The following is a 23,812-nucleotide window of genomic DNA, read 5'->3' as shown; positions in this document are numbered from 1 at the left end:
ACCTTTTAGATAGAACACTTTTGCCTGGAGTCATTTTTGTTTTAAAATAGAAGTATTAAAACTTGAAGTGATGAGGATGCTTTCTAAACATGATTCTATTCAGCGAGATCAACTTGAAATGATTACTTTAGATCAACTGGTGCCACCGAACCATTTGGTTCGTAAAATGGAGGCTGCCATTGACTTCACTTTCATTTATGACTTGGTGAAAGATATGTATTCAGAGGTAGGACGCCCAAGTATTGATCCAGTTATTTTAGTTAAACTGACTTTCATTCAATATACCTTCGGTATTCGTTCCATGCGTAAAACGATTGAAGAAGTTGAAACCAATATGGCTTACCGTTGGTTCTTAGGCTATGGTTTCCATGATAAAGTACCTCATTTCTCTACGTTCGGGAAAAATTATGAGCGACGCTTTAAAGATACAGACCTATTTGAACAGATTTTCTATCGCATTTTAATGACAGCTGCTAATAAAAAGTCAATAAGTGCTGAACACGTTTTCGTGGATTCCACACATGTGAAAGCCAGTGCGAATAAACGGAAATTTGAAAAGAAAATCGTTCGTAAAGAACACGAGCGTATCAAGGACGTCTTCAAATCAAGATCGTGAAAACCATGGAAAAAAGCCTTTTCCACCAGATAAATTTGATAAAGAAGAGACCAAAGCAATTAAAGAAAGTACAACGGATTCTGAGAGTGGCTACTATGTGAAAGATGAACGAACAAAACAGTTTGCCTATTCATTCCACGCGGCCGCAGACCGCAACGGTTTTGTATTGGGAACGATTGTAACACCTGGAAATACACATGACAGTCAGATCCTAGAGCCACTAGTTGAACAAGTGATTGAGAAAGTTGGAAAACCGGAAGCCGTTGCCGCAGATGCAGCTTATAAAACACCAGCGATTACAAGCTACCTATTTAACAAAGAAATCATACCGGCTTTACCTTATACACGTCCTCGCACCAAAGAAGGATTTTTCCGCAAACAGGACTATGTATACGATGAACATTTTGATTGTTACCTTTGCCCTTCGGGCGAAACTTTAAAGTACTCAACAACAAATAAAGAGGGCTATCGCGAGTACAAATCGCCAAAACAAATTTGTGCAACATGCTCATTTTTATCTCGGTGTACAGAAAGCAAAGACTGTCAAAAAGTGGTGACACGGCATATCTGGCAAACACATGTGGAAGAAGCAGATCATCTGCGTCATCATCAAGATGTAAAACCTATATATGCAAAACGTAAAGAAACGATTGAGCGTGTATTCGCAGATGCAAAAGAAAAGCATGGTATGCGTTGGACTACTTTAAGGGGACTTAAAAAATTGTCGATGCAGGCGATGCTTACTTTCGCTGCCATTAATTTAAAGAAGATGGCCAATTGGACATGGCGAGGTCCAAAAATGGCCTAACATAGTGGGCTCGTAGAGCCCCAATCTCTTAACTTTAGGCGAAAATTCAAAGGGAATTTCAAAAGGGGTTCAGAATTTTTTAATTCCGAACCCCTTTTGTCTACAAACTGAAAGAGACTTCATAAAGTCTCTTAGTTTTTTACATTAAGGTTGATTTTCTTCTATTATATACGCTTCGCACCAATATACTTTGGCTTCCAATAACTATTATGGTTTTAGCGTATGACACTCCTTTTGATGATGAAGAGTGTATGAATTCATTGTTTCCTATGTATATAGCTACATGTGTAGGTTTTTTCGCTTCATTTGGTGCAAAAAACATTAAGTCACCTTTTTGCACGCTTTTAACTTTCTTACCTATTTTATATATGTCAGCAGCGGTTCTTGGTAAATTCTTACCAGCCTTTTGATATGAATACTTCACTAAACCGGAGCAATCAAAACCAGAAGAAGAAATGCCACCCGTTTTTTTTGTACCTAATTCACTTTTAGCCACTTTAATCGCTTTTGTATGATATGAAGCAGCTTCCACTTTGTCCCCAGCAAAGGATGCGGTTCCAAGCATGATAGCCAATGACAATCAGACGGCAATTTTCTTAAACAAATTATTTTACCCCCTGATGTAATTTGCTAAACCTAATATACTAGAAAAGGTATATCATTCGCATCATAGGATCTTTACAAATATGCTACATTTAGTAGATATAGGAAGAATGACCATATAAAAGATAAAAATAAGTCGAATAAGGTTTCCAATATTCACCTTATTGTCAAGGCACTTTTACTTTTCCTCATAGAAAAAACAGTGGTAAGAAAACCACTGTCCAGATGACGGCAAAAGGAGATTCGGGATGCTTTCACCCCAAAGCATGATTTTTCACTTGATTATACGAATGAAACCCTCTCTAGATTGAAGGAATTTGCGACACTCCTGCCGAATAACTGGCTAGCCGGGACCCCTCAGACGCTTGCAGTAAAGAGACTTGGCAGACAGTCGGCGAAAAGGGTGCGGATTTCTGAAATCAGCTGGAACTTTTTTTAAAGAAAAAATTGAAGGTAAACTGTTTCTTCTCCAATTTGTCTACAGTCTGAACAGCGGTGAGAAAACCACGGTCAAAATTCTTTTGAGAAAAATGGAAGAAATAACTTTACCCCACGTTTATTAAATGGTAAACATTTCAAATCTGCAACTAAATGACTTATGTATCCTAATAAACAAGTAGTGAAAATTCCGTCAATCCCCATAAAGGCTTCGAATTGAAAGGCAATGATGCCAAAGAAAGCGATACCTGCAATCGAATGGGTATAACTTCTATGTGGTGTAAAGGATGCCAGGATAATATAAACGCCTAACAGCCACAACCAGCTTTCCTGCAAAGATAAACCGCCGCCTAAAACCGCTAATCCAGTCAAGGTGAGCATATGCCTTTGTGTAATGAATGATGAAATAATGAAGATTCCGATTCCTGCCCCTACACCGACCCACTTTTCCGTATCAGAGCCTTCCAAAAGACTATAAATGATCATTAATATCCCAATCGTTTGTGCTATCGTTCGGATAAACTTATGTGAAAAAGTAATCCTATTACTTAACTTCCCATCAATATCCATATCGGGCATAAGGCCTGAAACTCCCCCAATGCCAACCAAGAATAAAGTGGTGGTTGGATCTGTTTGAAGTGTGTTTGCCGTCAAGAATCCAACTGTTGCTCCTAAAGCCATGTGTGCTGTACCGTTCACTGTCTCTCTCCTGTCCCTCTAAGAAGTAATCACTGTTCGCAAGAAACGAATGTTTGTTCGAATCCCTACATTATAACTATACAATATTTTTGGGGAAATTTCTTTATATCTTATAAAAAAGCCTAGTAATTAATAATTAGAGTATATAACTCTCTCGTTCTAAATTAAAATCAATTCTTCTAGTGTGTCTATAATTGCTTTGTTTAGGTAATTTTCATCCCTAAAAAACCCGCAAAATATTTTTCGTAAATTGATGTTTTTCATGAAATTTTATCCATCATATGAATATACTAATCTATAAGGGGAGTGATTCAGATAGCTTTTTTAAATGCCTTCAATAATTTTAAAAAAGGGAAAAAGTCTAAGAAAATAAAGAACATTGATTTTCGGGAACAGCATGTAAATAAATCATCTGAGCTCATTGGGAATAATGAAATTGTCCAAAATATAATTAACAATCACCTTTCCAAAAAAAATAACCACTTGTAGGGTGGTTTTTTTAATTATTATGGGAAATCACTTCATTCTTTTCCATCTTCTCGCTCGCATCGTAAATATAGTTATACTGTAAATAATAATCGTATATGACGTTTTGCAGGATCTTAAGTAGTGATTTATCGAATGTATCGAATTCAGTTTGGTAACTATTTAATACAGTGACAAATTTCCCGTCGATGTTTTCGAAATAATGGAGAAGAAAATTCTTGTGATACTCACTATCACTATTGCTTTTATTCGTAATGCACGGATCGCCGGTTTGAATGGACTTATCAAGCATCGCTTTGATGGATTTAGGCAGCTTTGCTTTCTTGAACTGGTTCAGGGTATAGATATCATAGGTAAAGGAAAGTCCTAATTGATTGGAATAAAAGTCCACGGCACAGTCCAATGTATAGATTAAGGGTGTTTTAAAGTCCTTGCTGTTGGCAATTTCCTCTGATATCTCCAACTGATATTCCTCGGATGTTAGATACGCAGCAAATTTCATTTTCGAACTGCTCATGCTGAATACTTCATAAACGGCTGCATCTTGTTTTTCAATTTCAATTTCGATATTAAAAAATTTAAAGTGTTTTAAACGGTAAAAAGCAATCGGTGCTAATAGGAATAGCAATATCCAAACAAGGTAAAGAAATAACGTGTTAAAGATGATTTGATAAAATTCAGACGTTACTATCGGTTCGATGATTAACGTTATCAATGTATGTTCAAAGCCCTGAGAAATAGGGGTGGCAGGACCAACGGCTTCCTCTGGCTTTTTCAAAGTTTGGATACCTAAATGAGCCATCGCAACTAGAGTATAAACAAAAATTAATATTGTCCCAATCACATAAAATTTTGGCATGAATCCTATAATCCTGTCGAAAACAGAAATCCGCTTATCTTTCTGCTCCTCTATAGCCAATGTGGTTGCTCCTTTTAAGATTATTAATATCAGGACAAGTCTACAGGGACTTAGAACTTCCTGAAGACCACCTATTTAATTTATATGTTTACAATTATGTGAAAATACGTAAAATCCGTTTAATGATTGACATATTCCAAAATATTTTCGACGTTTTCAGTTAAAAATGCCCAACCTCCTCATTGAAAATGAAAGGATGAGCAATTGTTTAGGGTTTTATTTAGGACGGCCCTTTTATCGCGAATTCTTCGACCTTCCTTAAAAACAACTCCATGGCTTTTGATGCTTCGAAGTCTAACTTTTTCACGATTGAAAAAGGTCTTATAATGGGTTCATTTTTCAAATGAAAGGTTTTCAATTCATTGGACTTCAGTTCTTTTTGTACAGTCAATCGTGATAACAGAGCAATGCCAAGCCCAGCCATCACCGCTTCTTTCACCCCTTGGATACTGGTGAAAATAAAGGTTTTCTTAATGTTTAAATCCAGACTGCTCAGAAGTTTATCGGAATATGTACGAGTTCCCGATCCTTCCTCCCTAAGTACCCATGTTTGGTTTTGGAGCATAGTGCCCTCGATGAGGTCCATCTGTGAAAGTGGATGAACCGGGGGGACGACGACGATCATCTCGTCATTCATGAATGGTCTGACATCAATATCTTTATAGTCCGTTTCACCTTCAATCAAACCTATATCAAGCTTATTCGAACGTATCCCTTGAATGACTTCATTAGAATTCGAGATGATGATTTGTATGTCCACCATCGGATATTGAGCCGCAAATTCTGCTAAAACTTTTGGAAGGTAGTATTCCCCTATCGTGAAGCTTGCACCTATTTTCATCGTTCCGCTAACCACGTTATTAAATTCATTTATTTCTCTTATTGCTGTCTCATAATGATTAAGCATTTGCTTTGCATGTCTATATAAAATTTTCCCTGGCTCTGTTATTTGTACTTGTTTGGGAGAACGATAAATTAATTTCGTTCCTAACTCATTTTCCAGATTCCTTATGTGAAGACTGACTCCTGGCTGCGACAGGTTCAGAATATCCCCTGCTCTAGAAAAGTTTTTCTGTTCGATTACGGTGACGAATACTTTTAACGGATCCATGGTTACCTCCCTATTTAGCTATGCGTATCATTTTATCATAAGTAGAAGTAATCATTGAAATAGCAAAAATATATTTCACTTATTTTTAATTAAGCATTAAAGTTAAGGCATCAACATAGATGGAGTGATCACACTGGAACAAACAAACGTTGAAACAAAGAAACTTGGATTTACTAAAGGAATTGCATTGACTTTACTAATTGCCATTGCAGCAAAATACTTAGCAGAGCTTCCATTCCTTCATATAATGGGACAGTTAGTCATTGCGATACTGATTGGTGTTGTTTGGAAATCGATAATTGGCGTTCCGGCTTATGCCGTTGCAGGGACAAATTATTCAAGTAAAATCCTTTTGAGAATGGGCATTATTTTATTGGGAATGCGCTTGAACCTAAAGGATATTATTAATGCCGGTCCGAAAACATTTGCAGTTGGTGCCATTAGTCTTGTATTTGCTATATTAGTAGTTTATGGATTGACTCGCATGTTTAAAGTTGAGAAAAAGCTAGGCATATTGACAGCTTGCGGAACGGGAATTTGTGGAGCTGCTGCCATCCTGGCAATTTCCTCCCAAATAAAAGCAAAAGAAAAAGATACAGCAATAGCTGTAGCGACGGTTGCTGTTTTAGGTACAACCTTCACTTTCGGATATACGATCCTATATCCATTATTGGAGTTATCCGATCAAGGATATGGTATTTTTTCGGGTGCGACACTCCATGAAATTGCTCACGTCATCGCTGCAGCAGCACCAGGGGGAAATGAGGCAGTCGACTTGGCAGTGGTGGTCAAATTGACTAGGGTGGCCCTGCTCATTCCCGTTGCCATTTTAATTGGATTCATCATGAATTGGAAAGAACGATCAACAGTTACCGGAAAGAAATTTTCTTGTAAGTCCATTCAGATACCGTGGTTTATTTTTGGATTTTTATTAATGAGTGCCCTTTACTCTACTGGTGCAGTTCCTGAACCATTAGCTGATAAACTTGTTATGCTTTCCTATATCCTCATGGCAATGTCCATGGCAGGATTAGGATTGAATATTGACCTTGTAACTTTTAGAAAATATGGCCGTAAACCTTTTATAGCTGGACTGATCGGCTCTATCTTATTGACTTGTATTGGGTATGTATTGGTTCAGGTTTTCCATTTAAATTAACTTTTCAATTAAAACAAGCATCCCTTAATCGGCATGCTCGTTTTTTTCTATTGTATGTGGAACATTGGCACCATAAAAAATTTCATCCATCTCCGTTTGAAGCCTTTCTATAATTTCTTGCCTTTCCTCTTTATTCAGCTTTTCCTCTGAATAACCGAATAAGTAATTATTAATATCGAATCTTTTCAGCTTACATTTAGTATGGAATATATTTTCTTGGTATACATTCACATCAATCATGTCATATAAACCTTTTACTTCATCAGGAATATAGTTTTGAATTGAATTAATATCGTGATCAATGAACAATTTCCGCCCATCTTTATCTCTCGTAAAGCCTCTTACACGGTAATCAATCGTGATAATGTCGGTATCGAAGGAATGAATGAGATAATTTAGTGCTTTAAGAGGTGATATTTCTCCACAAGTCGAGACATCGATATCAGCCCTGAATGTGCTAATGCCTTCATTTGGATGGTATTCAGGGTATGTATGTACGGTAATATGGCTTTTATCCAGTTGCATGACCACATTATCAGGTAAAGGCCCCGGTGATTCCTCATAAGTTCCCGTAGGTACTTCGACGACAGGTCCTTCTGAAACAAGAATGGTTACACTGGCACCTTGAGGGACATAATCCTGTTTAGCCGTATTTAAAACATGCGCCCCTATTAAATCAGAAACGTTGTGCAAGATATTCGAAAGCCTTTCTGCATTATATTGTTCATCGATATAATCCAGGTATGCCTCTCTCTCTTCCCTGGTTTTTGTGTAACAAATATCATACATATTAAAGCTTAAAGATTTCGTAAGATTATTAAAGCCATGAAGTTCAATATGTTGCTCTGGTGTAAGTTTCATGATTGATTCCCCTTATATTTTTTTACGACTACCCTTATAGTTACCCTTTTTCTGAAATAAAAAACTAAGTCTGCCAGTCCCAGCTTCTGACTTCTAATCGGTAATCGTTATTTTCTGGACAATCGAGTAGGAGGAGGCGCCTAGCCTCCGACCTCTCACACCACCGTACATACCGTTCGGTATACGGCGGTTCAGTTTAAGTCTGACGTAGTTTTGTATATCGTTCATATAGATTTACTAACCCATGATGGAGCCAATAAACATTATTAAGGGTTTTGTCTAGAATAGGACTATGCGCTATGCGCCAATAACCCTTTCTGCTATTTCCCCATTCATATGCTTTTCCAAATGGGACGCCTAATCCTTTGAGTTTCCTCACCCTCGTTCTTGGCAATTTCCATTGCTTCCATAGACACATCCTGAGTCTTCTTCGAATCCATGAATCTAAATTCTTCAATACGTTCGGAGTATCAATGAGGGCGAAATACCCCATCCAACCTCTAAGGTATTGCTTTAACTTATTTATCCGGAGTTTCATGGGTATCGGTAATTTTCTCGAGGTCATTTCCCTGATTCGTTTCTTTACTCTCTTCACCGTTTGTTTAGCCAGTAGAACCTTCGGGTTCTTCTTTGACTTCGTGAAACTAAAACCGAGAAACGTTCTGTTCCAAGGGCGATCATACTTCGACTTCTCGTAGTTGACCTTTAGCTTCAGTTTATTTTCAATGAAGCTTGAGATATTTCCCATTGCACGTTTGGCGGCTTTTCGTGTCTTCACAAAGATAGTACTGTCATCCGCATACCTTACGAATCGAAGATTGCGTTTCTCTAGTTCTTTATCTAACTCGTCTAACATGATATTAGATAATAAAGGACTTAACGGACCTCCTTGCGGAGTTCCCTCCTCACTTTTATGAAAAAGTCCGCCTATCATAATGCCTGCTTGAAGGAATTTACGAATCAGTTTGAGAACTCGTTTATCTTCAATTTTCCGCTCTAACATTCCCATGAGCTTGTCATGATTCACTTTATCGAAGAACTTCTCCAAGTCCATATCCACTACCCATGTATAACCTTCGGTTATATAGGACTTTGCCTTTCGAACCGCCTGGTGCCCCTGTTTGTTAGGGCGAAATCCATAGCTATTCTCCGAAAAGGTTGAGTCATATATCTTGGTCAATATTTGGGCAATGGCTTGTTGAATGAAACGGTCTAGAACGGTTGGAATACCCAATAGCCGAACTCCGCCGTTTGGTTTCGGGATTTCGATACGACGGACGGGCTGCGGTTGATAGGTACCCTGTAAAAGGGCAGTTTTCATGTTGTACCATTCGGTTACGAGGTGCGGTCTCAGGTTTTGAACCGGCATTCCATCTACACCATGGCTTCCCTTATTTCTTTCTACACGCTTCAATGCCTGTATTAAGTTTTCCCTCTCTAGTATCTGTTCCATTAACATCGTTGATATCCTTTCTACGTGGATAAATGGTCTATTTGTGCCTTTATCTGCTCCACCCTTTTGAAGTTCCCCGTGTATTCACCACTTCTTCCTTCAAATAAGTTCCGTTAGGAATTGTTTGCTTCTTTGCAGATAACGAACGCCTAGTATTCATCCTCCTTAATCTGTTCGGTCCTTCCTTATCTTCTCGAGTAGACAAGTACTATGACCTCTGCTGACTTCTGATGATTCAGCTGTCCATCACTGGACAGGTTACCAAGTGTACTTGGCTGTCATCAGACCTCCCCGGGTAAGAGTGCAATCTTTCCCTCCATCTATCTGCTTCATTTACTCTGTACCACCTTCGGCAGTAAGGACTTTGTTTTGTTTCGCAAACTCATCCAATGATACCTAGCCTTATATGAAGTTCGTGTTCCTCAGACCGGAGGTTTGCCGCTTGCTTCCTTCAGATTCCACGTCACCGTGGACACCCTTGCATTAAGCTAACCACTACTACTGCCTTCATGGTTCGGGACTTTCACCCTATAGATTGCACCCATGCCGGGCGCACAGAAAGAGCCATTGCATTAACAATGCAATGGCTCTCAGTTTGTAGACAAAAGGGGTTCAGAATTAAAAAATTCTGAACCCCTTTTGAAATTCCCTTTGAATTTTCGCCTAAAGTTAAGAGATTGGGGCTCTACGAGCCCACTATGTTAGGCCATTTTTGGACTTCGCCATGTCCAATTGGCCATCTTCTTTAAATTAATGGCAGCGAAAGTAAGCATCGCCTGCATCGACAATTTTTTAAGTCCCCTTAAAGTAGTCCAACGCATACCATGCTTTTCTTTTGCATCTGCGAATACACGCTCAATCGTTTCTTTACGTTTTGCATATATAGGTTTTACATCTTGATGATGACGCAGATGATCTGCTTCTTCCACATGTGTTTGCCAGATATGCCGTGTCACCACTTTTTGACAGTCTTTGCTTTCTGTACACCGAGATAAAAATGAGCATGTTGCACAAATTTGTTTTGGCGATTTGTACTCGCGATAGCCCTCTTTATTTGTTGTTGAGTACTTTAAAGTTTCGCCCGAAGGGCAAAGGTAACAATCAAAATGTTCATCGTATACATAGTCCTGTTTGCGGAAAAATCCTTCTTTGGTGCGAGGACGTGTATAAGGTAAAGCCGGTATGATTTCTTTGTTAAATAGGTAGCTTGTAATCGCTGGTGTTTTATAAGCTGCATCTGCGGCAACGGCTTCCGGTTTTCCAACTTTCTCAATCACTTGTTCAACTAGTGGCTCTAGGATCTGACTGTCATGTGTATTTCCAGGTGTTACAATCGTTCCCAATACAAAACCGTTGCGGTCTGCGGCCGCGTGGAATGAATAGGCAAACTGTTTTGTTCGTTCATCTTTTCACATAGTAGCCACTCTCAGAATCCGTTGTACTTTCTTTAATTGCTTTGGTCTCTTCTTTATCAAATTTATCTGGTGGAAAAGGCTTTTTTCCATGGTTTTCACGATCTTAATTTGAAGACGTCCTTGATACGCTCGTGTTCTTTACGAACGATTTTCTTTTCAAATTTCCGTTTATTCGCACTGGCTTTCACATGTGTGGAATCCACGAAAACGTGTTCAGCACTTATTGACTTTTTATTAGCAGCTGTCATTAAAATGCGATAGAAAATCTGTTCAAATAGGTCTGTATCTTTAAAGCGTCGCTCATAATTTTTCCCGAACGTAGAGAAATGAGGTACTTTATCATGGAAACCATAGCCTAAGAACCAACGGTAAGCCATATTGGTTTCAACTTCTTCAATCGTTTTACGCATGGAACGAATACCGAAGGTATATTGAATGAAAGTCAGTTTAACTAAAATAACTGGATCAATACTTGGGCGTCCTACCTCTGAATACATATCTTTCACCAAGTCATAAAGGAAAGTGAAGTCAATGGCAGCCTCCATTTTACGAACCAAATGGTTCGGTGGCACCAGTTGATCTAAAGTAATCATTTCAAGTTGATCTCGCTGAATAGAATCATGTTTAGAAAGCATCCTCATCACTTCAAGTTTTAATACTTCTATTTTAAAACAAAAATGACTCCAGGCAAAAGTGTTCTATCTAAAAGGTAAGACAAAGTTGATTGGAACGGAAGGTACGAGACTCCTGCGGGAAAAGCGCGTCTAGGGGAGACACCGCAGGCGAAAGCCGAGGAGGCTCCCCGACCGCCCGCGGAAAGCGAGTGCCTGGAGTGGAAATCAACGTCCAAATTGTACAAGCCATAAAAATAGACAAACTCGATTTTCATCGAGTTTGTCTACAGTCTGAGAGCCATTGCATTAACAATGCAATGGCTCTTTCATTATCCTGATTTGTTTTAGGCAGTATGAATTTTTTTCTTTTTTATCGGTGAAAGGATTCGTTCCAGCCATCCGAGTAAAAGATCTGAGAGAATGGCCATCAATGCCGTCGGAATTGCTCCTGCAAGTATGATTGCCGTTCCATTTGAAGCATTCGTTCCCCTGACAATGATATCCCCCAGTCCGCCAGCACCCACGAATGTACCGACAGCAGTTACTCCAATTGCAACGACAAGCGCTGTACGTAAGCCGGCCATGATGACAGACAGAGATAATGGAAGTTCGACCATTCTCAGTAACTGCAGCTTCGTCATCCCCATTGCCTTGCCAGATTCTAAATAAGCATGATCTATACTTGTAATTCCTACATAAGTATTCCTTAGGATTGGCAGTAAGGAATATAAAAACAATGACAAGATTACCGTATTTGTTCCTAACCCCATTACTAGCATAAGGAGAGCTAGCATAGCCAATGCTGGTGTGGTTTGTATGACATTCGTTATCGAAAATACCCAATTACTCAATTTCTTATGTTTCGCGATGAAAATGCCTATCGGGATCGCTACAATGGCTGCAAATAAAACTCCGTAAGCGGACATTAAAAAGTGACGATAAAACTCAGTAAGTACATACATCCAATTTTGGGAATAATAAGTTCCCAGCTGCTGCAAGGTTTCCATTAGTTAGTTTGCACCTCCCATTTATTCAAAGTATTTATGTGCTTTAAGGAATTCCGATGCTACGACCGATGGCTCCTTCAAGTTCCCATCAACTTCATAGTTCAGTTCCTGCATAATTTCAGTAGTGACTTCGCCAATTAACTTGTTAAGTTCATCTTCAATTTCAGGATATCGTTCCAATAATTCTTCGGTAACGACCGGTGAACAGTCATATGGAGGGAAATATTGTTTATCATCTTCTAAAAGCTTCAAATCATTAACCTTAATCCGTCCATCTGAGGAATATGCAAGGACAATATCCATCTGACCATTTTTGACTGCATCGTATACCAAGCCAATCTGCATCGGATAAGTTTCCCCAAATTCCAATCCATATGTATCGACAAACCCTTTATAACCATCCCCTTTTCTTTTCAGCCAAGCACTATCTACACCTAACCTTAAATCATTTGCATCCTTTTCCAGATCCGATATTTTCTGATACCCTTTTTCCGCTGCCAATTTGTTTGAAATCGTAAATGCATAAGTGTTATCGAATCCATAAGAATCAAAAAATTTGAACCCATATTGTTCTTTGAATTCCCTTTGAACAATTACCATCGCCTTTACTGGATCCTTTTCGATTTCCTGTCCCAGGACACTCGTTAGATCAGTCCCTGTATATCGAGTTGCGGCTATATCGATATCACCGGTCTCCATCGCTTTTTGCTGAACGAAATTCGAACCTAGATTTTTGATGATTTTCGTATCAAGTTCCGTATTCCTTTCAAGGAGTTGAGCGATCATATTCGCCAGGATTTCAGATTCGGTCATGCTTTGGGCACCGATCTTTACAGTAGTTTCAGAAGATGACCCTAAACCAGGCAAGGAACAGCCGGTGATCATTAATGAAAAAACTAAAAGGGCCATTAAAATTGTACTTCTTATTTTTTTATTCATGGTAATCCTCCTCATGCAACTTCCTTCATACCTTTCAATCCTTTTGGTACGACTTTTCGTTCTATGATCGAGAATACATAATCCACCAGGATAGCCATGATGATTACCGGAAGTGCACCTGCGATGATATATTCTGTTTGGTATAAATTCAAACCGATAAAAATGTAATCTCCAAGTCCCCCGCCTCCAATAAAGGAAGCTAAGGTGGCCCATCCAATTAAATAGACGGATGCCGTACGGATACCAGCCATAATGACGGAAAGTGCAAGAGGGAATTCAACCAGACGAATTCTCTCCCAGCTTGTCATCCCGATGCCGCGGCCGGATTCCAGCAGATTTTCATTTACGCCTTTGATGCCTGTGTATGTATTCCTGAGTATGGGTAAAACGGAATAGAAAAATAACGCAATAATTGCGGGTGTTTTCCCAACGCCGAGGAAAGGAATGAAAAAGGCTAGGACTGCAAGACTCGGCAGTGTCTGCATAATGTTAGCAATTCCGATTATTATCGAAGCGCTCCTTTTCATTCGTGTCAACATAATTCCTAGTGGTACAGCGACTATTATTCCTAGGAAAACAGCGATCATGGATATATATAAGTGCTCCCATGCTTTAAAGATCAATTCTTGCCAGTTCGTTTGTAAAAAATCGAGCATCGTTTCCATCTCATACACCTCCTAAAACATTTCTGCCACTTGAATTTCTTCCTCTCCCCAAATGCTGTCATATACGATGTCGACCAATGTAGCCCTAGTGACAATTCCGACCAAATGTTTATTCTGGTCAACTACTGGCACGTATTTGAAACCTCGTTTTAAAATCTTTTGAACAGAATCGCGGATTAAAGTATCCTGTTTCACAGAATAGACTTCAGTGTTGATGACTTCACTGATAAATTTAGCTTTTTTTCGATATTCACTAATCGTTTCAACATCTACGAACCCTTTCAAAACATTTTGCTCATCCACCACAAGTAAAGAATCGACCCTTTTCTCGCGCATTATCGTAATAGCATCGGTAAGGGATTTTTCCTCTGTAATGGATATTGGATTTCGACTCATGATTTGTTCAACCAACTCAATATTGGGCCTTGTTTGGAGCAAACGATCTTTGCCAATGAATTCTTCCACAAACTCATTGGCTGGTTTTCTGAGGATTTCATCCGGTGTTCCCACTTGGACGATTTCACCAGCCTTTAAGATGACGATCCTGTCGGCTAGCTTAATGGCTTCATCCATATCATGGGTAACAAAAACGATTGTTTTATCCAGTGTGCGCTGCAGATTTTTAAATTCCTCCTGAAGGGCATCGCGGGTGATTGGATCTAGTGCGCCAAAAGGTTCATCCATTAAAATGAGTGGAGGATTGGAAGCAAGTGCTCTAAGAACGCCTATCCTTTGTTGCTGCCCGCCGCTCAATTCGTAAGGATACCTTTCCAGGTATTCGGGTCCCATATCGACAAGCTGAAGCAATTCCAGTGCGCGTTCCTTTTTCTTCTGTTCATTCCATTTAAGAAGTTTTGGAACGAGGGTGATATTTTCAAGAATCGTCATGTGAGGGAAAAGTCCGATTTGCTGGATAACGTACCCGATCTGTCTTCTTAGCTCAACTGGATCTTTATCCATAATATTTTCACCATTAATAAGAATCTTGCCTTCAGATGGTTCGATAAGCCGGTTAATCATTTTCATTGTCGTTGTCTTACCGCATCCACTCGGACCAATGAAGCAAATGAACTCCCCTTTTTTAATATCCAATGATATATTCTTAACAGCTTTCTTTCCTCCCGTATAGATTTTCGATACATTTTCGATTTTTAACATAACAAGCACCTCCATCATTCGCATACAATTACAAATTTTACAAATATATTAATTTTCCATATGCACAGTCTCTTTTACCCATAAGGTGAAACGTATAAACCTTTTTATTTAAAAAATCTAGTTCATTGTAATTATATTGAAAAAATGGTATAAAAAAACCACCTCATTTTAATTGAGGTAGTTGATAGATTTATAGTATTAAAGATGAATTAAAACCCAATATTTTTAGCAATCAGGAGTTTTACGGTTTCATCTGTCCCTGTAAAGAATGTTGTCAAAGGAATGTCCCGGTGACGCCGTGCAATTTTATAGTCACCCATATTTCCGTAACCATCATGTAATTGCATGCACTTATCAGATATTCGCTTAGACATCTCCGTTATCCAATATTTAGCCATCGATACTTCGGTTATGATATTCTCCCCAGTCATATGTTTACAGATCAAACCATCAACAAATGTTCTTCCCAGATGAATATCTGTTGCTATTTCAGCAATGGTACACTGTGCATTTTTAAATTTACTTATTTTCTTTTCAAATGCTTTTCGTTCTTTTATAAAATTCATCGTTAAGTGAAGCATGTCTTTCGCTGTCATTAAAGACCCGATCGCACACATTAGTTTTTCTTGTTGCAGATTTTGCATGATATATGAAAGACCCTTCCCTTCCTCACCAAGGAGGCTGCCAACAGGTACTAATGCATCATCGAAAAATAGCTCGGCTGTGTCTGAACTTCCCTGCCCTGCTTTACCAAGCTTTCTTCCCCGTGAAAACCCTGGCGTATCTTTATCAATGAGCAGCAAACTGATTCCGTCCTGGGAAGGAACAGCATTAAGATCAGTTTTGCATGCTACTATCATGAAGTCAGCTTTAAAGCCATTTGTGACAAATGTTTTGGCCCCATTGACAATATAATGCCCATCTTTCTTGATGGCTGTGGTTTGTATATCCGCTAATTCCGAACCCATTCCCGGCTCTGTCAATGCAAAGGCAGAAATCATTTCTCCTGTAATGAACTTTGGTAAATATCTTTGTTTTTGATCTATTGTTCCGAATGAGGCAATATAAGGGGCTACAACATCAGAATGAATTGATATTCCTCCTAACATTGATCCAACCATTTCCAATTCTTCTGCCAGCACAACTGAATATCCAAAATCTGCCCCTATCCCACCGAATTCCACATCAAGCCATGGACATAAAAATCCATGATCTCCAATCTTTTTCCAAAATGAGCATGGTATTCCCCCCTCTTTTTCCCATTGATCATAAAATGGGACAGCCTCCTTGGCGAGAAATTCATGAATTGATTGTTTAAATAATAAATGTTCTTCCGTTAGGAAGGAACGGGAAAAATCCTTATTGATCGCCATCGTGCTAACCATGGGTTAACCTCCATTCCCTAATGATTTTGTACTTATAATTCACTACCATAATCAAGTTAAATATGTTAAACGTCTAGATGTAAACGATTACAATAAGCAAATATCAAACAGTTAAAATGTTCCATAATATTCATGTTCAACAAAAGTATCGAATTCCCTTTTATAAATCTTTTTTAATCATTTTAAATTATTTATTTTTACTTAACTGCTTTTAATATGGGTTTAATAAATATTCTGTCGAGGTTATTTTTGGAATATAATTAGTACTAATTTAATAAAACTTCTTTTATTACACTCAATTCTCATCTTTTAATTGCATAATAAAATGGTTGCTTTAACAGCCTCAAACAAGATTCTACAAGTAGGGGGGCGGACAGTTTACTTAACGGGATCATGTCCCACAAGCCGGTACGTCCTACCTTGGCTACTGATAAAATTGATTTCATTAAAAAAGGTCAGCCAGTTCAAAATGAACTGCACCCCAATTGTTAGACACAATTAACAATTGGAGGTGCAGTTTTTTATGGAGTGTTTTACATTTTACCCGTAGCACTTATCTATGTGAAAACAGATGCGAAAGTATAAACTTAACTTTACATAAAGAAAAAAACACTCTGGAGAATGTCTTATCCCAAAGTGTTTTTTACGCTATACTACTTCTTTATTTAGCCGCCTCTTTTCCTTAACCGGTTTAAAAGCAGTAAACTTTGATAGTAGCAATTTGTATTTATTCTCCCGTATGTGGGTTTCTGGTTCGATCTGCTCGGTCGCACACTTCAAATGTATCAAATCTAATCAAATTAGAGCTCATAAAAGTAAGGATCTCGAGATCTATTACACCATCTTGGCTCCAGAAAGCTTATCATGCACGTTAGCACTATGAACGCTGTTATATGCCTTGCACCAATTTCTGTGGTCCAACCGCTATATACCTTCACCTTCTATAATGAGTATTTTCACTATTACTTCGCAAATTTTAATCTTGGATTTTTCCATTAATGACAATACACTTCCCATTTGTAGGTTGCTTTATCATTCTTCCATCCTTGATGTATACGGTGTAAGTATATTGACTTTAGACTTTAGCATCTAATCTTGCTAGGTCTCCCATTCTTGCTATGAATTTTTGACAGCTTCCCTCTTCAGATTATTCATATCTTGCTTTTTCCATTGTTCCCGTTTGTTTTTTTGTTTATTTTCATCAACCATCAGGATCCCATCCTTTTTGTTTGATTATGTTTTCTACCTGATATTAGGTATTATATTTTTATCATCTTTTTGGATTCTTTTTTTGTTTTTATAACAAAACAGGTTACGGTAAAATTAGTGAATGATTCAGGTACAACCTTTTTAGCAAAAAATAATCAACGATAACTAAGCAAGGGTTTTCCTCGTAAAAATGTTTTATGGTATGATAGTTAGATTGTATATCTACCCTTTGACACATTTACATTCATCTAAGAAAAGAGGTATTTATGCACGCCACAGAATTATCCAAGCGACATTGGCTACTCATCTTAACACTTACTTTACTAACATTTGTTCTCGGGACAAGCGAATTTGTTATCATCGGGATCTTAACCGATATTTCCTCGAGTCTCCATATGACAAATGCAAAAGCAGGTACACTCGTTTCTGCGTTTGCGATTACGTTTGCCATTGCCACACCACTCGTGATGTCGGCAACAAGCCATTTTCCAAAGCGTAAATGGATGTTGTTTTTGATAGGTTCGTTCATCATCCTGAATGCTTTGTGCGTGATTTCGACAAGCTACATCATGCTCCTTGCACTTCGGATGATGACTGCGATTGTAACAGGAGTTTTAATTTCTCTTGCCATGATTGTTGCAAGCGAAACCATGCCAATCGCAAAACGTGGACTTGCTATATCATTCGTTTTCGGTGGTTTTACTCTTGCAAACGTAATTGGAGTACCAATAGGCACTGTCATCGCTGATTGGTACGACTGGAATGCAACCTTCCTGTTAACGACTTTTCTCGGTGGAATTGCGTTTTTGGCATCTTTCTTCATTTTGCCTACTATGCACAGTACATTTCGCAGTTCAATGCGTGAGCAATTTTCTTTGTTAACACACCCACGAATCTTAATGGCATTTTTCATTCCATCTCTTGGATTTGGAGCAACGTATGCCGTTTATACGTATCTTGTTCCGATCCTTAAAGGAATGGATGCACCAAGTAGTTCAATCAGTTTGATCTTGTTTGGCTACGGATTTATTTCCATTTTCAGCAACATACTCGCTGGTAAAATTGCCAGCTACAATGCTATCGGACGCCTCCGGTTTGTTTTTCTCGTGCAAGCAATCGTTCTGATCAGTTTATATTGGACGACAGATAATTTTATCTTTGGATTGGTTAACATTAGCTTGATGTCATTAATGGCCATCCTTTTAACAACATCTACCCAGCTTTATTTGATAGACCTTGCCGGCATTTATCAACCAAAAGCTACAGGACTAGCTGCTTCACTGATGCCAGTAGCAAGCAATGTCGGTATCGCCTTCGGTTCCGCATTAGGCGGAATTGTTTACCATCAGGGAAATTTGATGAGTGTGACATTGGTAGGTGGGCTGGTTGCTATCTTTGCAAGTCTTCTAACTTTCCTAAGTCATCGCTTAGACCAAAAACAAAAGAAACCAGCATAAGATAGAAGCTACTAACGCCTTGGTATGCTTCCCATGGTACCTCCAATGATATAATAAACGAGATTACAGTTAATCCTTCAAATAAAATTGAAGAAAGAAGTATCAAAAACGTTGAGTTGTTCTTTGATACTTCTTTAAAAAACAGGTAAAGACCACGATGTAATGCAAATGAATTATAAGGTACAAGAAAGAGGTGCTTACCTTTAAAAATCAAGCGGACAATTGCAAAAGAACTTATCAAGATCATTGATATGGCGTATCTGAAGTTACCCTTTATAAATAGGCTAAATAATTTACTCCTATCGATTGCGAGGAAGAGTTCGTATGCCATTCCCCCGATTGGCTAGGACAGAACTCAATAACACTCTCTGCTAGTCTTCTTTCTCCAGCTAAAATACCGCCTCTGAAGTAGGATTTTCCTTTAACAACAATAAAGAAACTTTCGACGAATATAGATCCCAAAAAACCACTAAACAGTACCCCTAGTCCTGCAGTGTCATAGCTTCGCTTGTTATAGGGAATCTACGTCCCAACCTGCCTCAAACATGTTTCTATAAATAGAGGGCGGACAGTATAGTTCACAGGATCATGTCCCACGCATCCGTACGTCCTACCCTGGCTACTGATATAATAGATTCTATTTAAAAAAAAGGTCAACCAGTAATTTTTCAACCTTATAATACGTAAGCACCCGTTAGCTCCATAGCTACTTACAGTATTTAATATTACTTCTTAATATACTAGGTCCCAATTTTCCAGTTTTTGAATTAGAAAGACGCACCTGCACTTCTACATTTTCCATTTTCGCAGTAATTTCATCAAATCTTCCAGTCCAAGTCGGACTATCTTTTTCCGGCGAAAGATAAAGCCTGAAACGCCAACTAATTTCATCTGGTATAAAAGCAAAACCTTCATAGCCATCGTAATTCCCATAAGAAAATGGTTCTGGAAGGTGCACCCCAAGAATACTTACATTAGTTCGTGCAAAACTTGGTGGGTGTAACTGCACTTTATAAACCAATGCTGTTCCCTTTGAATTTGTAAGCTCTTTATCAATTGGTTCCAATACCATACTACAAGGCATAGTTGTTGCATTTGTTTGTAACGGAGAAATAACAAAAGTTAAGATAATAAATATGCCCAAAACAAATTGTTTCATATAACACCTCTTACGATTATTTTACCCTCATTATGATCTAAATATAGATAGTCCTTCTTAAAGTCACAATCTTTTCAGTAGCATTAACATAAATATCCATTAACAAAACTCAACTCTAAGAAATAGAGGTGAGGTGATATGAATTCAATCAAACTTTACATAATCCCCTTCTTTGATTTGATTCTTTTCAAACCATCCAAGATTCACTTCAATTGCATAATGATAAGAAAGTTCTGGATCATAGGTAGGGCATATATCCTTTTTACAAGGCTCCATATTAAGTATTTTTAGAATTTCCCCATATGAATCAAGAAAAGCAATTGATAAAGGAATTAATGTGTTTTTCATCCAAAAGCCACCATATATTTCTTCTGAAAACACAAATAACATCCCCTCATTTTCGGGTAATTTCTCAACAAACATTAAGCCCATTTCTCTTTTTCTTTGAGTATCTGCAACGTGAACGGTTAATCCAGTTTCCTTGTTTCCACTGAGTATTTTTATCATTTTTGTTTTCATTCTATTTTTCATGATCACTCACCTTCTAGTATTATTATAAGCAGGAAAGAAACTTGATGAATTTTCTTTTTTCAAAAAAACTCTATTCCCTAATAATAAAAAGGAAGAAAGTTGGAGATAAAACGAATACTAGATGAAAAAAATAACTAAGTAAGCTCCACTTTCACTTCCAATACTTATTCCATGGTTTTAAATTTAATGCTTTGTTTTCAATAATCACAACAACTATATATAAAAGCACAGGTGTGTTTTATATCATGAACTTAATAACATTACTTTTAGTAGTTTCCTCCCTCTTCTTCCAATCTGTAATGAATAATGAATTGAGCAAAACCTGCTGTCCATGTAGGACCTGGAAGGACTGAGTTAACGGTTTCTCCATTCCTTTAGTAATTTCGGTAAGTCCCCGGGAAAGTATCATTAAAGATGTCTTAGAGACACCGTAAGGATCCAGTTAGGGGTATCCACGCTATACAAAATTTAACTTTATAACATTAATATCCATAGTTAAATATGGGAATTTTCTTTTGTTTGAATGTTCGATTTTATGTATTTTAATGTTCTGGTATTACTTTTTAAGACTTCATCTTTTAAAGTTCTTTTCTTAAAGGGGATGGCCTCAACATGAGTGCCAATAAGGTGCCTTTTAAAAAACCTCCCTATTTAGCACCTTTCATAAGGCCGATCCTAGGGCCTGTACAACTGTACTACGTAACGTCATACGGTATCAGCAAGGCTACTATATAGGGGGGATTTGGAGAATTGGATTGGAATAGTATATTGTATGCTCAATATTCCAATTAGTGTCGAATAGTAATAAATATCAGCATCAGACACAGATACCCTACCACACACACACCCTTATACCCACCCCATGTTCGAATAAGTACCCTGTTGATTTTTAAGAAAAAAGGCTGGGTGCTAGATTTGGATTGATAGACAAAAAAGGGTCCGCATTTCTTTACATAATGAATGCTGACCCTAGTTTTTTACGATGACCTCAGAATAAGAGTCATTCTTTAAAGCATATTATTTATTCTTCTCATAAAGTCTTTCATAACGGCGGATAATTTCCCTTTAGCTTCCTTCATCGAGCTTCCTTGAACACCGAAATAAAATTTAATTTTAGGTTCTGTTCCCGAAGGTCGTAAACATACCCATGTGCCATCTTCAAGAAAGTATTTTAATACGTTCGATTTTGGGAGCTTGATGGCCTCTTCCCTATTTGCCGCAAACATGTATTTTTTCCTGCTGAGATAATCCTCTTGTACCACTACTTGATGACCAGAGATTTGATCTGGTGGATTTTCACGGAATTCATTGAGAATCGCTTGAATTTGCTTGGCACCTTCAATTCCTTTTAAAGTCAACGATTGCAAATCTTCCAAGTAATATCCATATTTATCGAAAACATCCAGTAAACCTTCGTACATCGTTTTGCCTTGCTTTTTGTAATAGGCACAGACTTCCACTGCCAGAATAGTAGCCTGTATGGCATCCTTATCTCGAGTAAAATCTTTGATTAGATATCCATAGCTTTCTTCATAGCCAAACAGGAAAGAATGTTCTCCACTCGTGTGGTATTCATTGATTTTTTCAGCAATGAATTTAAATCCAGTTAAAACATCTACGGTTTTTAAACCATTTTGCTCAGAAATCGCCCGTCCTATTTCTGAAGTAACGATGGTCTTTAATACGACTCCATTTTCAGGAAGCGTCCCTTTCTTTTGTTTTTGTGAAATTAAATAATCCAAAAAGAGAGCTCCTGTTTGGTTGCCTGTTAATACGACATAATCTCCAGCATTATTCTTCACGCTAATTCCGAGCCTATCCGCATCCGGATCGGTGGCAATCAATAAATCAGCGTCGACACGGTTTCCTAGCGCGATGGCCAATTCAAAAGCAGCATGTTCCTCTGGATTGGGCACTTTAACAGTAGGAAAGTTAGCATCGGGCATTTCCTGTTCTTTAACAATATGGACATTTCGATATCCTAGATCATGTAAAGCACGTTTTACTGATTTATTGGCTGTACCATGAAGCGGTGTAAACACGAGCTTTACATCAATTTCATCTGCTAACTTTGGATCTTCCGGAAGAGTGAGCAAATGCTCATTATAAGCAGTATCCAACTCCTCCCCAATGATTTGAATGAGCCCTCTGTCCTTTAGGATTTCTTCTTCCTCCACTACAATGGAAAGCTCACTTTCCATCGCGTTCACATAATTAATGACTTGATCCGCCGCTTCAGGAGGTAGCTGTGCCCCGTCTGATCCGTACACTTTATACCCATTATATTCAGGCGGATTATGGCTTGCTGTAATGACGATACCGGCAAATGCACTTAGCTTACGTACGGAAAAAGAGAGCTGAGGGGTAGGCCGTAATTCATCAAATAAATAAGCTTTAATTCCTTTTGTTGCCAAAGTTTTGGCTGCTTCCAATGCAAATTCGGGAGACTTATATCTTGAATCGTAAGCAATTACGACTCCTCTGGATTTTGCCTCGTTTCCAAACGATTGAATATACTCAGCAAGTCCTACAGTCGCTTTTCGCACGGTATAAATGTTCATCCTATTCGTACCTGGACCAATTTCCCCTCGCATACCACCCGTCCCGAATTCCAAATTTTTATAAAAGGCGTCTTCAAGTGCTATCTCATCATCCTTCATTTCTTCGAGCATTAAACGCATTTCATTATCTAAATTTCTGTAACTTGTCCAAATAGTATAGAAAGACTTCCAGTCCATGAAAAAACAGCTCCTTCAAGCCTGTAGTTTTGCTTTGTTTGTCCCGTCTTCGCTCTTTAACCTTAGTAGACATTGTAGGCGATCAATTGAGTACGGGGTCGATCTAAAAGCCATCGTTCCTAAAGTATCCAATAGTTCTCCATCATGCAACGGAGTTGTAGAATAGCCAACTATCCCCCCCCCTTCCAATGTAGGTTGGTTCATTTATATACCCAACCAATACTTTGGTAAGAGCGTCATTTACTTCATTATTCTTTGGAAGGAGAGCGAAAATACGGCTGGTTTCGAAAAAATTCAATTACGAAATCTTGAATAATTATAAATTTCTTTTTTGATATCGGGATTCATTTCTTTTTGCAGCTGATTGATTGGAAAGAATTGT

Annotated in this window: 17 protein-coding genes and 3 pseudogenes; 3 read left to right on the top strand and 17 right to left on the bottom strand. The window is 38.2% G+C overall.

What is annotated here, in order from left to right:
* The first annotated feature begins 76 nt into the window (after positions 1-76).
* Positions 77-1,424: pseudogene (locus QFZ73_RS24745) on the top strand (IS1182 family transposase).
* A gap of 139 nt (positions 1,425-1,563) precedes the next feature.
* Here the strand turns inward: QFZ73_RS24745 and QFZ73_RS24740 are convergent.
* The 4 genes from QFZ73_RS24740 to QFZ73_RS24725 all read right to left on the bottom strand — a co-directional run bounded on the left by QFZ73_RS24740 (position 1,564) and on the right by QFZ73_RS24725 (position 5,680).
* Positions 1,564-1,956 (bottom strand): C40 family peptidase, encoded by a 393-nt coding sequence (locus QFZ73_RS24740; protein ID WP_307271879.1) that lies wholly within the window; start codon positions 1,954-1,956, stop codon positions 1,564-1,566.
* A gap of 581 nt (positions 1,957-2,537) precedes the next feature.
* The gene (locus tag QFZ73_RS24735; RefSeq protein WP_251438281.1) at positions 2,538-3,164 is read right to left on the bottom strand and encodes a metal-dependent hydrolase; all 627 of its coding nucleotides are present in this window, start codon (positions 3,162-3,164) and stop codon (positions 2,538-2,540) included.
* 499 nt (positions 3,165-3,663) lie between these two features.
* The gene (locus QFZ73_RS24730; protein ID WP_307271875.1) at positions 3,664-4,569 is read right to left on the bottom strand and encodes a hypothetical protein; all 906 of its coding nucleotides are present in this window, start codon (positions 4,567-4,569) and stop codon (positions 3,664-3,666) included.
* A 220-nt stretch (positions 4,570-4,789) separates the two neighbouring features.
* A complete protein-coding gene (locus QFZ73_RS24725) occupies positions 4,790-5,680 on the bottom strand; it encodes a selenium metabolism-associated LysR family transcriptional regulator (RefSeq protein WP_251438279.1) in 891 nt (296 codons plus the stop codon).
* Positions 5,681-5,813: 133 nt separating this feature from the next.
* Here QFZ73_RS24725 and QFZ73_RS24720 point away from each other — a divergent pair, with 133 nt between their 5' ends.
* Positions 5,814-6,839 (top strand): YeiH family protein, encoded by a 1,026-nt coding sequence (locus tag QFZ73_RS24720; RefSeq protein ID WP_307273047.1) that lies wholly within the window; start codon positions 5,814-5,816, stop codon positions 6,837-6,839.
* Between the two features lie 24 nt (positions 6,840-6,863).
* Here the strand turns inward: QFZ73_RS24720 and speD are convergent, their stop codons facing one another.
* From speD to QFZ73_RS24675, 9 genes and pseudogenes are all read right to left on the bottom strand, one after another.
* Complete coding sequence (gene speD / locus QFZ73_RS24715; protein ID WP_307271870.1) at positions 6,864-7,700, bottom strand: adenosylmethionine decarboxylase; 837 nt, start codon at positions 7,698-7,700, stop codon at positions 6,864-6,866.
* 196 nt (positions 7,701-7,896) lie between these two features.
* Positions 7,897-9,159: a group II intron reverse transcriptase/maturase gene (gene ltrA, locus QFZ73_RS24710; protein WP_307267670.1), complete on the bottom strand. Its 1,263-nt coding sequence runs from the start codon at positions 9,157-9,159 to the stop codon at positions 7,897-7,899.
* A 43-nt stretch (positions 9,160-9,202) separates the two neighbouring features.
* A complete protein-coding gene (locus QFZ73_RS24705; protein ID WP_307263198.1) occupies positions 9,203-9,358 on the bottom strand; it encodes a hypothetical protein in 156 nt (51 codons plus the stop codon).
* A 496-nt stretch (positions 9,359-9,854) separates the two neighbouring features.
* Positions 9,855-11,203: pseudogene (locus QFZ73_RS24700) on the bottom strand (IS1182 family transposase).
* Positions 11,204-11,526: 323 nt separating this feature from the next.
* Positions 11,527-12,189, bottom strand: coding sequence for an ABC transporter permease (locus tag QFZ73_RS24695; protein ID WP_063233716.1), 663 nt, complete (start codon positions 12,187-12,189; stop codon positions 11,527-11,529).
* A gap of 21 nt (positions 12,190-12,210) precedes the next feature.
* Positions 12,211-13,128, bottom strand: a complete 918-nt coding sequence (locus QFZ73_RS24690; protein ID WP_307271865.1) for an osmoprotectant ABC transporter substrate-binding protein — start codon at positions 13,126-13,128, stop codon at positions 12,211-12,213.
* A gap of 11 nt (positions 13,129-13,139) precedes the next feature.
* Entirely contained in the window at positions 13,140-13,793 is a 654-nt protein-coding gene (locus QFZ73_RS24685) for an ABC transporter permease (protein WP_251437994.1), read from the bottom strand.
* A 12-nt stretch (positions 13,794-13,805) separates the two neighbouring features.
* Positions 13,806-14,951 carry a betaine/proline/choline family ABC transporter ATP-binding protein gene (locus QFZ73_RS24680; RefSeq protein ID WP_307271862.1) on the bottom strand — a complete coding sequence of 382 codons (1,146 nt, stop codon included), beginning with the start codon at positions 14,949-14,951 and terminating at the stop codon, positions 13,806-13,808.
* A gap of 209 nt (positions 14,952-15,160) precedes the next feature.
* Positions 15,161-16,336: an acyl-CoA dehydrogenase family protein gene (locus tag QFZ73_RS24675; protein ID WP_307271859.1), complete on the bottom strand. Its 1,176-nt coding sequence runs from the start codon at positions 16,334-16,336 to the stop codon at positions 15,161-15,163.
* Positions 16,337-17,811: 1,475 nt separating this feature from the next.
* Here QFZ73_RS24675 and QFZ73_RS24670 point away from each other — a divergent pair.
* On the top strand, positions 17,812-19,002 hold the full coding sequence (locus QFZ73_RS24670) for an MFS transporter (protein ID WP_307271856.1): 1,191 nt from the start codon (positions 17,812-17,814) through the stop codon (positions 19,000-19,002).
* 706 nt (positions 19,003-19,708) lie between these two features.
* Here QFZ73_RS24670 and QFZ73_RS24665 read toward each other — a convergent pair.
* The 4 genes and pseudogenes from QFZ73_RS24665 to QFZ73_RS24650 form a co-directional block, all read right to left on the bottom strand.
* Complete coding sequence (locus QFZ73_RS24665) at positions 19,709-20,161, bottom strand: YoqH family protein (RefSeq protein WP_307271853.1); 453 nt, start codon at positions 20,159-20,161, stop codon at positions 19,709-19,711.
* A 144-nt stretch (positions 20,162-20,305) separates the two neighbouring features.
* A complete protein-coding gene (locus QFZ73_RS24660; RefSeq protein ID WP_251437989.1) occupies positions 20,306-20,692 on the bottom strand; it encodes a DUF192 domain-containing protein in 387 nt (128 codons plus the stop codon).
* Positions 20,693-20,997: 305 nt separating this feature from the next.
* A pseudogene (locus QFZ73_RS24655) lies at positions 20,998-21,128 on the bottom strand (oxidoreductase); the annotation flags it as partial.
* 571 nt (positions 21,129-21,699) lie between these two features.
* Positions 21,700-23,430 carry a phospho-sugar mutase gene (locus tag QFZ73_RS24650; protein WP_251437988.1) on the bottom strand — a complete coding sequence of 577 codons (1,731 nt, stop codon included), beginning with the start codon at positions 23,428-23,430 and terminating at the stop codon, positions 21,700-21,702.
* Positions 23,431-23,812: the final 382 nt, after the last annotated feature.

This window comes from Peribacillus sp. V2I11 (genome assembly GCF_030817135.1).
GTDB lineage: Bacteria > Bacillota > Bacilli > Bacillales > DSM-1321 > Peribacillus > Peribacillus simplex.
Note: the sequence above shows the minus strand (reverse complement) of the source record. Positions and strands in the feature narration are given on the sequence as shown.

Excerpts from the sequence above, each read along its gene's own strand:
- QFZ73_RS24680 (WP_307271862.1), bottom strand. The coding sequence starts at position 14,951 with ATGTTAAAAATCGAAAATGTATCGAAAATCTATACGGGAGGAAAGAAA.
- speD (WP_307271870.1), bottom strand. The coding sequence starts at position 7,700 with ATGAAACTTACACCAGAGCAACATATTGAACTTCATGGCTTTAATAAT.
- QFZ73_RS24665 (WP_307271853.1), bottom strand. The coding sequence starts at position 20,161 with ATGAAACAATTTGTTTTGGGCATATTTATTATCTTAACTTTTGTTATT.
- QFZ73_RS24690 (WP_307271865.1), bottom strand. The coding sequence starts at position 13,128 with ATGAATAAAAAAATAAGAAGTACAATTTTAATGGCCCTTTTAGTTTTT.
- QFZ73_RS24725 (WP_251438279.1), bottom strand. The coding sequence starts at position 5,680 with ATGGATCCGTTAAAAGTATTCGTCACCGTAATCGAACAGAAAAACTTT.
- QFZ73_RS24670 (WP_307271856.1), top strand. The coding sequence starts at position 17,812 with ATGCACGCCACAGAATTATCCAAGCGACATTGGCTACTCATCTTAACA.
- QFZ73_RS24660 (WP_251437989.1), bottom strand. The coding sequence starts at position 20,692 with ATGAAAAATAGAATGAAAACAAAAATGATAAAAATACTCAGTGGAAAC.
- ltrA (WP_307267670.1), bottom strand. The coding sequence starts at position 9,159 with ATGTTAATGGAACAGATACTAGAGAGGGAAAACTTAATACAGGCATTG.
- QFZ73_RS24685 (WP_251437994.1), bottom strand. The coding sequence starts at position 13,793 with ATGGAAACGATGCTCGATTTTTTACAAACGAACTGGCAAGAATTGATC.
- QFZ73_RS24695 (WP_063233716.1), bottom strand. The coding sequence starts at position 12,189 with ATGGAAACCTTGCAGCAGCTGGGAACTTATTATTCCCAAAATTGGATG.
- QFZ73_RS24650 (WP_251437988.1), bottom strand. The coding sequence starts at position 23,430 with ATGGACTGGAAGTCTTTCTATACTATTTGGACAAGTTACAGAAATTTA.
- QFZ73_RS24675 (WP_307271859.1), bottom strand. The coding sequence starts at position 16,336 with ATGGTTAGCACGATGGCGATCAATAAGGATTTTTCCCGTTCCTTCCTA.